At 52.9% G+C, this 13,735-nt stretch carries 14 protein-coding genes; 5 read left to right on the forward strand and 9 right to left on the reverse strand.

What is annotated here, in order from left to right; genetic code table 11:
• Positions 1-8 precede the first annotated feature (8 nt).
• Genes DSL70_RS20045 through traI form a run of 4 tightly spaced genes read left to right on the forward strand, consistent with a single transcriptional unit; the run spans position 9 to position 4,392 of the window.
• Positions 9-1,799: a type IV secretory system conjugative DNA transfer family protein gene (locus tag DSL70_RS20045; RefSeq protein WP_119309766.1), complete on the forward strand. Its 1,791-nt coding sequence runs from the start codon at positions 9-11 to the stop codon at positions 1,797-1,799.
• A gap of 33 nt (positions 1,800-1,832) precedes the next feature.
• On the forward strand, positions 1,833-2,993 hold the full coding sequence (locus DSL70_RS20050) for a DUF5710 domain-containing protein (protein ID WP_119309767.1): 1,161 nt from the start codon (positions 1,833-1,835) through the stop codon (positions 2,991-2,993).
• Complete coding sequence (locus DSL70_RS20055) at positions 2,990-3,334, forward strand: plasmid mobilization protein (protein ID WP_119309768.1); 345 nt, start codon at positions 2,990-2,992, stop codon at positions 3,332-3,334. Before DSL70_RS20050 ends, DSL70_RS20055 begins: the two co-directional genes overlap by 4 nt.
• Positions 3,331-4,392, forward strand: a complete 1,062-nt coding sequence (gene traI / locus DSL70_RS20060) for a TraI/MobA(P) family conjugative relaxase (RefSeq protein WP_119309769.1) — start codon at positions 3,331-3,333, stop codon at positions 4,390-4,392. Before DSL70_RS20055 ends, traI begins: the two co-directional genes overlap by 4 nt.
• Before the next feature lie 288 nt (positions 4,393-4,680).
• On the opposite strand, the gene DSL70_RS20065 is transcribed toward traI, so the two are convergent.
• The 8 genes from DSL70_RS20065 to DSL70_RS20105 all read right to left on the reverse strand — a co-directional run bounded on the left by DSL70_RS20065 (position 4,681) and on the right by DSL70_RS20105 (position 11,071).
• Positions 4,681-4,971, reverse strand: a complete 291-nt coding sequence (locus DSL70_RS20065; protein ID WP_119309770.1) for a type II toxin-antitoxin system RelE/ParE family toxin — start codon at positions 4,969-4,971, stop codon at positions 4,681-4,683.
• A complete protein-coding gene (locus tag DSL70_RS20070; protein WP_119309812.1) occupies positions 4,961-5,221 on the reverse strand; it encodes a type II toxin-antitoxin system ParD family antitoxin in 261 nt (86 codons plus the stop codon). Before DSL70_RS20070 ends, DSL70_RS20065 begins: the two co-directional genes overlap by 11 nt.
• A gap of 956 nt (positions 5,222-6,177) precedes the next feature.
• Positions 6,178-6,750: a hypothetical protein gene (locus tag DSL70_RS20080; protein ID WP_119309771.1), complete on the reverse strand. Its 573-nt coding sequence runs from the start codon at positions 6,748-6,750 to the stop codon at positions 6,178-6,180.
• Between the two features lie 5 nt (positions 6,751-6,755).
• Complete coding sequence (locus DSL70_RS20085) at positions 6,756-7,718, reverse strand: ABC transporter substrate-binding protein (RefSeq protein WP_119309772.1); 963 nt, start codon at positions 7,716-7,718, stop codon at positions 6,756-6,758.
• Entirely contained in the window at positions 7,712-8,536 is an 825-nt protein-coding gene (locus DSL70_RS20090; protein ID WP_119309773.1) for an ABC transporter ATP-binding protein, read from the reverse strand. The genes DSL70_RS20085 and DSL70_RS20090 overlap by 7 nt, the downstream gene beginning before the upstream one ends.
• A complete protein-coding gene (locus DSL70_RS20095; RefSeq protein ID WP_119309774.1) occupies positions 8,536-9,336 on the reverse strand; it encodes an ABC transporter permease in 801 nt (266 codons plus the stop codon). The genes DSL70_RS20090 and DSL70_RS20095 overlap by 1 nt, the downstream gene beginning before the upstream one ends.
• An 860-nt stretch (positions 9,337-10,196) precedes the next feature.
• A complete protein-coding gene (locus DSL70_RS20100; protein WP_119309775.1) occupies positions 10,197-10,466 on the reverse strand; it encodes a hypothetical protein in 270 nt (89 codons plus the stop codon).
• A 227-nt stretch (positions 10,467-10,693) separates the two neighbouring features.
• Positions 10,694-11,071, reverse strand: coding sequence for a hypothetical protein (locus DSL70_RS20105; protein ID WP_119309776.1), 378 nt, complete (start codon positions 11,069-11,071; stop codon positions 10,694-10,696).
• Between the two features lie 279 nt (positions 11,072-11,350).
• On the opposite strand from DSL70_RS20105, the gene DSL70_RS20110 reads away from it, so the two are divergent.
• Positions 11,351-12,271, forward strand: a complete 921-nt coding sequence (locus tag DSL70_RS20110) for a calcium/sodium antiporter (RefSeq protein ID WP_119309777.1) — start codon at positions 11,351-11,353, stop codon at positions 12,269-12,271.
• A 330-nt stretch (positions 12,272-12,601) separates the two neighbouring features.
• Here DSL70_RS20110 and DSL70_RS20115 read toward each other — a convergent pair whose 3' ends face one another.
• Complete coding sequence (locus DSL70_RS20115) at positions 12,602-13,396, reverse strand: hypothetical protein (protein ID WP_205563409.1); 795 nt, start codon at positions 13,394-13,396, stop codon at positions 12,602-12,604.
• Positions 13,397-13,735: the final 339 nt, after the last annotated feature.

Consider the following 13,735-nt stretch of genomic DNA (forward strand, 5'->3'; position numbering starts at 1 on the left):
GAGATATCATGGGTCCGATCATTCGTGTCATTGGTTTTGTCCTCCTTGTCGTCACCATCATTGGAAGCTGGCGCTATTCCTTCGGCTTTGACTTTGCCAATCCTCAGTGGTGGTTATGGCTGCTTGACCAGTTCAAGCATCCTCTAGCGAAAGTGCCGAACGAAATTCTTTATCCGGTCTATTATGGATTGGGGGTGTTTGCTGTCGTGATGGGCATCTCTGCTTGGGCAGACAGGCGCGCCAGTTCGTCTCTTGTCGGCAGTGATCGCAATACCAGGGATCTGCATGGGTCCGCGAAATGGGCGACTGCGAAAGACGTCAAACGCTCAGGCCTGATGTCCGATCAGGGTGTTGTTGTTGGGGGATGGCGCAAGCGAGGCTCGGTCAGGGCGCTTCGCCATGATGGTCCGGAACATGTCTTCTGCTTTGCACCGACCCGATCCGGTAAAGGTGTGGGGCTTGTCATCCCAACCCTCCTTTCATGGCCGGAATCCGCTCTTGTTCTTGATATCAAGGGAGAAAACTATGCCTTGTCTGCGGGATGGCGGGCCGCGCAAGGCCAGAGGGTCTTTCGGTTTGATCCTGCTGCTGTTTCAGGATCAGCCAAATATAACCCTCTCGAAGAAGTGCGCATTGGCACCGACTACGAGATTGCCGATTGCCAGAACATCGCCATCATGATCATTGACCCTGATGGAGCCGGGCTCAAGGACTTCTGGCAGGAGGAGGGCTATGCATGGCTTTCAACCGCAATTCTCCATGTGCTGTATCGGATCAAGCTTCAGGAAAAGCGCACCGCCACATTGGCCGATGTTCGCCAGTTTATGTCTATCGGTGATGATGAGAGTGTCGGTCAGACCATTCGTGAATTGGCCGAGAAACCATCCAATGGCGAGGAGGATGATAGCTTCGACCGGTTATTGCGCGATATGGATGCCTTTGATCATGCCGGGCGCAAGATCGTCAATGATGAGGTTCGCATTGGTGCCGCGCGGATGCGCAAGCGCTCATCGAACGAACGCTCTGGCGTTCACTCAACCGGAACGTCCCAGCTCGCCCTTTATTCCGATCCCATTGTCTCGAACAATATCTCAGCCTCAGATTTCAGGATTGCGGATCTGATGAACGCAGAGCAACCAACGACCCTCTATATCGTCATCCCTCCTTCTGATATTGCCCGGCTGCGCCCGTTGGTGCGGATCCTGCTCAACCAGTTTCTAACCCGCCTCACATCGCACATGGCTTTTGAAGGGGGACGATCTGTCAAGCATTACAAGCACCGGATGCTCTTGATGCTTGATGAGTTTACCTCTGTTGGCAAGTTGGAGATCTTTGAGAAATCCATTGCCTTCATGGGCGGCTATGGGCTCAAGGCCTTCATTATCGTGCAGGACTTGACCCAGTTGCAAAAGGCCTATGGTCGGGAGCAATCCATCGTATCGAACTGCCATGTTCGCATTGCCTATGCTCCGAATACCTTGGAAACCGCCCGGCTTCTATCCGACATGGCAGGAAAGACGACCATTATCCAGAAACGCACCTCTGCAAGTTGGCGAACCGATCAGCTTGGGGCCTCTCATTCGGAGAGCCTTGCTGAAATTTCCCGCCCCTTGTTGACCCCGGATGAATGCATGGCGCTGCCAGGTCTGCAGAAGAAGGCAAATGGCTCCATTTCGAAAGCCGGCGACATGCTGATTTTCCAAGCTGGCCATTCACCTATCTATGGTCGTCAGCTTCTGTATTTCCAAGACAAGGATCTACTTGCGCGGGCCCAAATGGTTCCTCCCAAAGCCGCGTAGACCTTGCCTTTTTCAATTTGAAAGATTTTCGAAATGCCAGACGAACGAACTTACCTTGCAGTTCCCTATGCCGAGCGCAGAGCCGCCGACAAAGCTGGGGCAATCTTCGATAATTCGAGGAAGCTTTGGTATGCCCCTTCAGAAAAGCTATCTGATGCCTTGCAACAATGGTTGCCGAACAATACGCGCAGCACGCAGGATCTACGCGCTCAGTTTGCCAGCTTTTTGCGCAGTCATGATGTTGACCTTAGAGGTGAACCAGAGATGGACGGCTCGTGGCACCGTGTGACCATCAATGGCGAGCGAAAAAGCAATGCCTCCTATCGCGGCTTTGATGATGGCGGTGTTCCCAATGGACAACTGAAGCTTTTCAAGGGAGATGAAACCCTTCAATGGCGTGGGGAGGCCGTTGAAATGAGCCGGGAGCAGCGCGAAGCTATCATGGCTCAGGCCGAGCATAATCGGGAAAAGAAAGCAGAAGATCTCGCGAAAGAGCGGGATGCTGCTGCAAAAACCGCCTTTGGGATCTGGAAGAATGTCCCCCACTGGGCAACTCAGAAGAGGTGTGACTATCTTAAGCGCAAAGGCGTTGACGGATATGGTGTCAAAGCGCTTGATGATGGCCGGTTGCTTATTCCGCTTCGTGACACAAACGGGCACCTGCACAACGTTCAATTCGTTGGGAAAGACAAGTTCTTTCTTGAAAATGGTCGCAAAGAAGGGCTGTTCCATGTGATTGATCCCAAGCGTCAGCTTGAAAGTGGCGTTGCCAAAGCGGTGTTCATTGCGGAAGGCTATGCAACGGCGGCCTCGGTTCACAAAGCAACCGGACTTGCCTCCATTGTCGCCTTTGATGGTGGCAATCTGGTCAAGGTTGCCAAGGAAATTCGGACTAAATATCCCGATCTTCAGATCTGTATAGCAGCTGATAATGACCACCAGTTACCGCTCAAAAACCTTCCCAATGTTGGCCTTGAAAAGGGTCGGGAAGCGGCAAAGGCGGTCAATGGTAAGTTGATCGCTCCTCCATTGACCAGCAAAGAAAAGGCCAAAGGCCTTACTGACTGGAACGACATTCATGCAGAGCGGGGCCTTAAAGGCCTGGAAGAGGCGCTGCGGCAGGTTTTTTTGTCTCTCTCTCGAAACTGTAGCCAAGATAAGATTCTAGGGCGAACGAGGGAGATGGCTCGATGAGAAACTTGCCCGATAAGGAGCCGCGAAAGTTCATAAAGGTTTTCGTTACCAAGCAGGAGAGGGAGTACATCGCAACCTTGGCAGAAAACGCCAATGTCTCCCAATCCAGATTGCTGTTGACGGTTTTCCTGCGAGGGAAAATGCCGGACATCTCAACCAAAGAACTCATAAGGGAGTTGATGAAACTACGGGCTGACTTAGCCCGATTGGGTAACTTGCAGCTCAAGGGCATGAACGAGATTCAAAATGGTAAGCTCGTTGCCGAAATGCAATTGCTTTTGCGTGAAGCCAGAGAGAACCAGACGCTGATTGCCGAGAAGATCAAGAAGATTTCCATATGATTGCCAAACGAACTGCTCTTAGAAACACGCGAGGGGCCGGGAACCTCATTCGCTATATTGCTGATGCCAAAGAGAAAGGCGAAAAGCTCGAAAGTTTTTGGATGACGAATTGTGATGCAGGAACAGAGTTGAAGGATATTGATTTTGCTATTATCGAAATTAATGCCACTCAGGGCATGAACCAGACCAGCAAGGCAGATCCCAATTATCACCTTGTCGTCTCTTTTGCTGAAGGTGAAAAGCCGGACATTGATGTTCTCAAGGATATTGAAAAGGAATTTGCTGACGCTCTCGGGTTCTCCGACCATCAGCGGGTAATCGGTACGCACAAGAATACCGACAATTTCCATATGCATATCATGTTCAACAAGGTGCATCCGGAAACCTTAAAGATGCATACCCCTTATCGGGATTATAAGATCTTGCAAGAGACTTGCATGGTTCTTGAGAAGAGATATGGCCTCAGGCCGGAAAAGGGGCGCGAGGAGAAAAAAGAGCGCATCAACTCCAGAGCGCAGGATATGGAAGGCTTCACATGGGAGAAATCCTTCTCGACCTTCCTCAAGGAACGAAAAGACCTGCTCATCAAAATGCGCGAGACCTCCTCCTCCTGGGCCGACTTCCATGAAAAGCTCGATCGTCTTGGGGTTTCTATCAAAGCGCGCGGCAATGGCCTTGTCTTTGTCGAAAACCAATCCGGAACGCGGGAAAAAGCCAGCATTGTTGACCGGTCCTTCTCAAAAGCCGCATTGGAGAAGACCTTTGGGCCATTCGTGGCGATCGATCAGGAAAAGATTGGAAGAAACACAGATCCCGACAGGACCTACAAAAAGGAACCTCTGGATCCGGACCTTAAACAACATCCCGCCTGGGAGAAGTTCAAGAAACAGAAGAAACACCGGCGCTGGCGGCAGTTCCTTGAATCCTACGTGGTTCAAAGCGCCGAGGTTCGGGAAGCTCTTGCCATTCAGGAAGCCTATCTCTCCATCTTCTTTGGCGGAAAAACCCCGAAAATCAAGGAACGCTCAGTCCGGCCACGAAAGGGACGCTCGCGGTAAAATTAGAAGGAGCCATTAACAAGCCAAGCGGAGCGAAATGTCGCGTCAACGGAAGAAGAAAATGATCGACAAAAGCAAAGTTGCGAATGAGAATGGGTCAGCCAAAACCATAAATATGGAGGACTATTTTGGGCTGGCGGGTCACTCCCAGGATCTGTTTCTCGCTGTTCAGAACTTTGTCACAAGGCATGTCGAAACCATTAGCTGATGCCGTGCAGTTCCTGAGGCGCTTCGAAGAGAATGTTGCAGCGGCTTCAAACGCCATCAATCGGCATGCTGAGTGATGAACTAAATATCATCCAGCCAGTCTTCTCTTGCATGGCGTATGCTGATGATGAAGATGTCTCGATTGTTCTCTACCCGATAGATGATGAGATGTGACCCATGGGGGTGAACTCGAACGGGCGGATGAAGCTCTGTTCGTTCACGCGCCAGCTCAGGGTTCTGGGCCAGTATGTCAAAGGTGGTCGACAGGCTTGCATGGTAGTTTTCAGCCTGCTGCTCAGTATAGCGCTCAATGCCATAGAGGTAGATATCTATGATCTCATCTTGAGCTTTCTGTGATAGTCTATAACTCATTTGGGGGGGCGGTCAGGCCAGCTTTTGTTCGTGCCATCTGTCTAATGTCTTCCATTGAGGAAGAGCTGACACCGCTTGCTAAACCTGCATCCACATGGCTTTGCATCGCAGCGATCTTCTTCGCTCTAGCCTGATCGCGGCGAATGAGATCGCGCACATAGTCGCTAGCATTGCTATACCGCCCGTCAGCGGTTTGCTCAGTCACCCAATCTTTCATGGGCTCCGGGAGCGAAACATTCATTGTTGCCATCAGAGAACCTCCAATGCTGCAGTATATCATATCTTGGCAAAGTTTGCCAAGATGTCGATGTTGGATTGAGAACGGCGGTGCAAAATTAGACCACGGTAGCGCCGTCGTGTTGACGGTGCGGGCGGCGTAAAAGATGGGGTGGTTGTCGCCCTCTTCAGACGGCATCACAATGTGCCAATATGGTCGTAGAGCAACGACATAGATCCATTTTTGAACGACGATGTGGGCTCGAGCTTCCAGTTGTAGATCCCGTTGTTCAGGGTCTGAACTATAGTCACCAGCCAGCGCCCGCTCTATATCGACGGGATGGGTAGTGTGGCCTTCAATGAGATTGCTGTAGTAGCGGTTCATTGACCGGATCAGATCCGAAAGCGAAGAAGCGATGGAAAGAGGCAGGGAACTCCTGAAAGCTGCAGACCGCTCCGCCAGCTCCAGAGCAAGATCATTGAGTTCAGGTCGCTGTCTGGCCTCTTCGCTAACCATCAGAGGCTCGAACAGCCCGATTGTTTCTCCATCATTACGCATAACCGCATGTTCTTTACTTTGGCCGCTTCTTTGTCCTCATGCCTTTCGATTGCTCAGCGCGACGGCCTGTTACCATGCCGATTTTCGTCCTCATTCACAGTGCTCTCCAAAATAGGCAGCTACTTTTCAAACGATGGACATTTTCCAGCAGCGAAAGTGGACTTGCAGCATATGCTCGCCAGAGAACGTCGGCTCGGGGCTGCACTGCTGATTACAAGCCCAAAGGGGTGTTTTCGGGTGATAAAGCGAGAAAATTTAACAGGAAATGGCACATAAACAGCACGCCCATCTTATTCAGGTCTTGCCTCTTTATGTATGGAGATTTTTCTCCTTCCCAGCCATTGCCGCACCTTGGCAGCCGCATCGAGACCGGGAAGGAGGCGCTTTGACTTACTATTGTCAAAGATCGTCAACAGCTGAGACAAGCAGACCTACGCCACGATCTTCATATGAAACAGCGCACTCGGATCCGCGGCCATCAGCTTGGCCACCATGCCATGCTTGAAAGTCTGATAGGCTTCTTGAGTGGCTTCATCGCCCTTTCTTGGCTGGAACTGTTTGACCTGCGCGCGGAATTCGTCGGTGAAATAGCCATCCACCGGCCAGAGCGCGATCCGCTTGCCACGATATTCGAACTCGAAATAGAAGCGCCCGATGAGTGCCTCGGGAGCTTCCATCGGCAGGTCATCGGTCTTGATCGTGATGTTATGGGCGTTGCGGGTGCTGCCGCGCAGCACAAGCTCGATGATGTCGGTCACACCCGGGCCGGGGAACCCGACCTGAAGCTTCAGCTCGTTGCGTTCCATCGGCTCATCAGGTGACAGAGCCGTGCTGGCGCGGGTCAGCATCTGGAACATCAGCGCCGAAGCGATGATCTGATCCGGACCGGCATAGCGGATGAAATCTTCGCGCGTGAAGGCAAGCGGGCAATCGCTCTCCTTGAGTTCCACAACGGGAGCGTGGCGTGCCAGAACGCCATATGGATTTGACTGTTGCATGGACATGAGGGCTACTCCATCGCACTTGGGGCAACGACGTCACTGATGTCAACCGGCCCCTTGATCAGGTCATTGGCGATAAGGAAGTCCATGTCATCCTTTATGCTGGCAAGATCGTCCTGATCAAGGCTCGTTGTGAAGCCTGCCCAGTCGGCCAGCCTAGTGGCATCCTCAATGGAAATATTCTGCTCCCTGGCACCGAGCGCGATGGCTTCGGCGCGGTTGGCGTCGATATAGCTCTGGGCTTCCTTGTGCACCTTGATGACACGGGCCACCAGATCGGGATGCTCGGCAACAAAGTCAGGGCGGGCGGCAAGCACCAGCTTGGGCGTGACAAGACCCTTGGCCGTGGTGATCACGTGAGCACCTTCTTCCTCGGACTTGATGACCAGAGAAGCGGCCAGCAGAGCGGCGTCGACATTGCCCGACAGCATGGCCGCGCGGGCCTTTGGCAGATCCATCGAGACGAAATTGACGTCGCTTTGCTCAAGCCCGGCCTTGGCGATGGCTGCCACCAGCATCTGATGCAACACGGTGCCCTTCGGGCCGGCGATCGTCTTGCCCTTCAGCTCGGCAACCGAGTTGGGGCCATCCTTGGCAGCGACCAGCGCGAAGGTCTCCGATGGACGCGAGACGGCAGATACGATCTTGATCGGGTTGCCTGCGGCGGCGGCCATAAGCACGGAAGTGGAGTTCATCACCATGCCGAAATCGAGCGATCCTGCAGCCAGAGCCTGCGCCTGTTTGGCACCCGAGGTGATCTCGTGCCAGTTGATGGTGATGCCGTCCTTTTCGAATTCCTTCTCTAGCCGTCCCTGCAGCTTGGTCACCATGACCTGCAAGTTGAAAGGCGATGTCACATAGGAGACGTTGATTTCCTTGACCTCGTCGGCAACAGCCGCAGCTGCGGACAGGGCAAGACCAAAGGCCGCGGCCGACAGGGCCTTGATGCCAGTTTGAAGTGACTTCAGCATGGGCTGACTCCTCCGTTTATGGGGTTGATTGAATGGGAATTGGGCGTGCTTTCGCCGCGATGACTGACCAGTCCGCGCAAATGGCGCTGGATGGTGCGGATCTCGACCCCGTCCAGATCGCGAGGCCTTGGCAGGGCAATCGGAAAATCTTCAATGATCCTGCCCTCAGCCATGACGACCACCCGGTCGGCCAGCTTGACCGCCTCTTCCAGATCATGGGTCACGAACAGGATGGTGCGAGGGCTTCGGGCCTGAAGGGCAAGCAGCAGGTCGTGCATGTCCGCGCGTGTCAGGGCATCAAGCGAGGCGAAGGGCTCATCCATCAGCAACAGGGCCGGCTCCTGCAAGAGGGCTCGCCCAAGAGCAGCCCGCTGCGCCATGCCACCCGACAATGCTGAGGGGCTGGTCTTGGCAAAGGCGGCAAGATCAAGTGCCCCGAGCATGTCTGCGACACGTCTCAGCCTTTCTTTCCTGTCGAGTGTCTTCCGCGCTCGTAAGGCTAGCAGCAGATTCTGTTCAAGACTGGCCCATGGCAGCAGGCGGTGATCCTGAAAGACTACGGCACATTGCGCAGCAAGCCCATGAGGCTGGATGCATCCGGCATCGGGGGCCACAAGCCCGGCAAGGCAATGCAGAAGGGTTGTTTTGCCACATCCGGATCGCCCGATCAGCGCAACGATCTCGTTGGGGGCTATGCTGAGCGACAGCTCTTTGATGACAGCGTGACCGGCTGGCTTCGCGCTATTATCGTCGGCCCGGACAAAGCGCTTGCTCACCCCTTTGATCTCGACAGGAGCGGTTGGGCTTCTCATGTCCATCAGAAAACACCCCCGAGCATGCGCTGCCGATCATCGGCTGGCAGCAGGCGGCGGAAGATGGCATCCAGCACCATGCCTGTGATGGCAATGACGACGATGCCAACGAAGATCCTGTCGGTCCGCGCCAACTGTTCGGAATCTAGGATGAGATAGCCAAGCCCGGCGCTCGCGGCGATCAGCTCCGCCCCGACAAGGGCACGCCAGGCATAGCCAAAGCCAAGACGCAAGCCGGTAGAAAGACCCGCACTCGCCCCCGGCACCAGCACAAAGCGGACGGTCTCCAGCTTGTTGAGGTTGAGGGTCTGGGCCATTTGCAAAAGTTTGGGGTCAACCGTCTGCAGGGCAGTCAAGGCAGACAGGTAGACGGGAAAGAAACTGGCAAGAATGATGACGGCGAGTTTTGACCCCTCCCCGATGCCGAACCAGAGAATAAGCAAGGGGACCAGTGCCAGCGGCGGGATCACCCGGATGGCTTCGAGCGGCAGGAAGGTCATGCGCCGAATGAGCGGGAAGCGACAATTGAGCGCCGCCAGCAGCAAGGCCGAAGACCCTGACAGTGCAAAGCCGACAAGCACCCGCATCAGGCTCACCTCAATGTGCTCGGCAAGCAACCCCTTGCCCCAAAGATCCACTGCTGCGGTCCAGACTTCCACTGGGGGCGGTAGGAGATAGGCATTGAACCAGCTTCGCGTAGAGCCAAAGTACCAGAACGCAATACCGAGAACCGGCAATACCAGGACGGTCATCAGGGCGAGTGGCCTTTGCCAGGAAGCAAAGCCTTTGAAGATTGGAAGGCTCATGAAGACATGCGCTTGTCAGTGCGCAGCCTCGCAGACTTGGGTTGAACGAGCTTCCACGCATTAAAGTTGAGAATTTAACTCATGTATATACAGAATATTTCTTGAGTCAATAACTCAAATTTAATAACGGTAAAATCCGATCAATGAATTATCGGTTCGCATTGATGCAGGATGGAAAATACCGATGGCCACCACGATTATGCTGCGCTTCACCCGAATGTCCGAAATGGGGAAGCTTGCTTTTGGGGAGTAGCCCTCTCCGAACGCCCGTTTTGGGCTGCGGTTTCCGGGCACCCCTTTCGCGCTTGCGAAAGGCCCCACCATTTTCAATGTCGTGTTTGGGCCGATTCCGTTGAAAAAGGGTCGCACTCAAATTCCTTGCTGAAATCCTAGAATTCAATTTCTCACAGTGGCGCTGAAGCGGATTGAAATCCAAATTCTCAAGAACACAGGAATGAAATTCTACGAAACCTAACCTGGAGGAGTGATCAGCGACTTTTTCAACGGAATCGACCCAGACCTGACCTTCATCGGTTGAGTTCGGTTGTCTGTAAGCTGCCGTTCGCGCGAACCGCAGCATTTTTAGTCAGCCGCGGGACAGGTTCGCGGACTTTCTGAATATTCGATGCAGCGCCTAAATTTCATGGCACCAGGGTGTGCTTCTGGCAAAACGGGGCGTTTGCAGACATTTGGTGCTGGTACGAGAACTCCGAAGCCGTCGATATAATCGGCCATTGGAGGGATCTTGAGGCGCATCTAGGTGATTGTGACCAGCTCGGTTTGATCATTACCAAGAGCCGTCACTCCCCTCGCGAAAATCTTACGAGGGGAGCGTGAAGCATTGCCAATCCGAACAGGCTCTATCTAGCCGCTATTTCAGGTTCATTGTCCTGCTCTTGTGGCAGATCTTGCAATTGAAGCTTTCTTTCAACCCGATAGGCATACCGGCAATACCCGGCAAAGAAGCTTAGGATTATCAGGGAAAACAGAATGTCACATGCAATCAGCATCGAGCCTCTGGCATACTGAACTGCGATCCCGAGCAGCACGGCTCCGATTTCGGAAGATATGATCAGTGAAACACCGGCAGCTCCAACCGCTGCGTTGATAGTGGATTTGGTTACAAGCATTTGTATTTGTCTCCAGACAAGCTGATTTTGGTATCAGGAAACCATCGCCTTCCGTTGTGCGGATTGCGCCCGGGCCTGAAATGGCCGATCCGGCTCTGACTGAAACCGGGGCATCACAACGTATTTTGGGGCTGATTTCATTGAAACATGTTCTGACGCTGATACGGAGAAAGTCTTCAGCCGCGGCCTACAAGGACAGACGGCGGCCTGCTGCTTCCGTGATCGCGTCAGATAGCCATGCCAGGAGGCGCGCGTGAATAGCGGTACTCGTCTGAGAGCCCGGTCGGGACGATCTGATTGTACAGCCGAGGATATAATCCGTCCCATTCGGCATCATCCAACAAGGCGGCCGTTCCGCAAGGGATGACGGGATTGTCGTTAGCGTCCGATCGATCCAGCCAGAATTGGCTTGATTGCAGCCGCTTCAGCCGCCCGATCTGTAGATCGCCCGACGGATCAGAGACGAGAGCGAGACTATGCTCAGAGGCAGAGATCTCAGACAGTTGATGCTGATGCGAAATAACGGCAATGTTCTCCGCCCGAAACGGTAGATTGGTTGCCAATAGCAATAACAACCAGATCAGGAGATTAGCCGCAAATCGCATTTGCATTGGGTCCCTAGGCAACAAACATGTTGTTCAGCTGAAAGAGAATGGGGATTCTGCTGTGTCTGTACAAGAGCTTGGCTCCCCAAAATTCTTGTGCCCCCCAAGGCTAGACACGACTGAACCAGATGGGGCGAGACGCTATCTATTTTTCAAAAATATAGTTTTTGCAGATATTGAAACGTCCCGGGCGCAATCCATATCTATCCATCTGTTGACCTCACCACATATTTGCTCATGAGACGCATATATGTTGGGCTGGGGTACTCAGGAGAATTTATGGAATATCTCTTTGTCTTGGCCGGTCTCGTTTTTCTCTATTTTGGCGGCGAATGGCTGGTTCGCGGCGCAATTGGCGTTTCGCGCAAACTCGGCTTGCCTGCATTTCTGATATCGCTGACAGTGGTCGGGTTTGGCACTTCGATGCCAGAGCTTCTGGTGTCCCTAAAGGCGGCGGTTGGCGGTTACCCGGGCATTGTCCTCGGCAATGTGGTGGGGTCTAACATTGCCAATATACTGCTGATCGTCGGCCTTGCTGCGGTTATTGCTCCCATAAAGGTTTCAAAGGGCATGTCCAGGCGCGATGCTATCGTCATGGTAATTTCCGCCATTGCCCTTGTCGCAGCTCTCTCATTCCAAACCATCACCCTGTTGGCCGGTGGTGCGATGCTTCTGGCCCTGTTTGCCTATCTTGCATTGGCCTACATGCAGGACAGGAAAGAGGGGTGCAGTGAGAGTGATCAAATCACATTCCCCCTTTCAACGTCTCGTGTTGTAATCCTGCTTGCCGTAGGGCTTGTCATGCTGGTGGCCGGTGCCGATCTGCTAGTTCGTGGCGCTACCACTATTGCCTCGGATCTGGGTGTTTCCAATGCCGTCATCGGTCTCACGGTCGTCGCGGTGGGCACGAGCCTTCCAGAGCTGGCAACCTCGGTGGTCGCTGCCCTGCACCGACGTTCCGATATTGCCATCGGCAATGTCATCGGCTCCAACATATTCAACATATTAGGCATATTGGGCATCACCTCGCTGGTCTGCCCGGTTCCTGTTGCCGAGCGGTTTTTCCTGATAGACGGATGGGTCATGCTGGGTGCAACATTGCTGCTGTTTGGCCTTCTGCTGTTCTGCCGCCAAATCGGACGTCTTGCCGGAAGTGGCTTTCTGCTTGCCTATGCCGCCTATGTGGTCTCAATGACATAGACTTCACCATTGCGTTCGTGAAGGCAGCCTTGTCCGCAAAGCCTGTTATCCGATAGCAGATAATGATGTGCTTCGTTCGAAGGTCCGCAATGGGGAAGCGGGCTTGCTGCATATCTTAACCAACAAATGACCGGTTAGGTGAAGGATTTTCGACGCGGGTCGCGGCGCGATTTTTGGGCTGGATGAGATTTCGGCCCGCGTTGGAAATCCTCCCAAGGCGGTCATTGAAAACATTGAGGTCTTTGGTGCCTGTGAAAGACGTGCTCGGAACTCGCGTCTGTTACCTGACCCTCATCTTTTCCGCAGCGGAGGTCAGCTCGAGCTCAAAAGCTACTTGGTCGCTTCGTCACTATTCTTTGTTGAATCAAATGTTCCAATTGTGATCTCGTCTTCTTGGTTTGGCAAAAACTCACCGCTGAGCTCTTGATGAGTTTCTCCAAAGCGAGGATTGTACCGTAGGGCATCAACCAGCTCTATTACTGGAATCTTATGCTTCGAAGTGTATTGACGGCCATGTGTGTCCCTGAGGCGCACCTTAACCAGTGTGTAACCAAGTCTAGGACTTGGGAAACACCCGCCCCAGCTTTCTTTCTGCTCAAAATAAACAACCCCATTTGTCGCGTCGCCAATCCTAAGATAGGTTTTCGGCTGCGCGGCTGATAGGCGGTTCATCTGCGTTAAAAATGGGAAGACTTTCGTGCTGCTTCCAATAGAAATTTGGAAATCAAGCAACGCCACTGATTGGTCCGTCAGCCAAAACCATCCTACACGGTACTTCCACCATAATTTAGAGAATGGACGTAAATGCCAATGATAACCAACTTCCACGGCCGTAATCGCGGTAGGTGCGTTTCCGCAATTTGATATATGTAGATAAAGAGCTATTCCCGTTCGATGAGCGTCGAAGCCATCATGTTTCTCTCCTGTAGCGAATGTACAGGAAAATGTGGGCCCATCGATTAGACCCACCTTCAGTTTTGGTCTATGGCGGAGCCCGGAAAAAATCCCACTAGCCCAACCAAGTATTATTGTTGTCAAAAATATAGAGAATGTTAGGACACCTTGGTTCGCATTCATCCAAGAGAATAACCTTAATAATAGCTCCACTAGTTGGTATTCTTTCATCACAAAGGCCCCCCGCTCTTGCCTCGACTTTGCTCGAGGCCAAAGTCCTTCTCTGTGGTTGTCACGCCTTCAGTTTTGTTGTCCTCGGTCATATAGCCTCCTCTTTGGTCGTTGATTGGGAAGGCAAAACAGTATTCCTGGCCAAAATCTAACCTGTGGCCATTTCAAATGAATAACAAGGGCACACGTAGGAGCCGAGCAATTAATAGAATGACCCAGGCAAGCAACCAAGTCCACCGTACGATTCCAGGGCTTATAGGTCGCGCGGGGAAGACATTCGAGAACCACGCAGCGAAAGTTCACTTCCCTGAAGGTTTTCGATGCGCGCCATGGCATGAG

The sequence above is a fragment of the Cohaesibacter haloalkalitolerans genome (genome assembly GCF_003574655.1).
Classification (GTDB): Bacteria; Pseudomonadota; Alphaproteobacteria; order Rhizobiales; family Cohaesibacteraceae; genus Cohaesibacter; species Cohaesibacter haloalkalitolerans.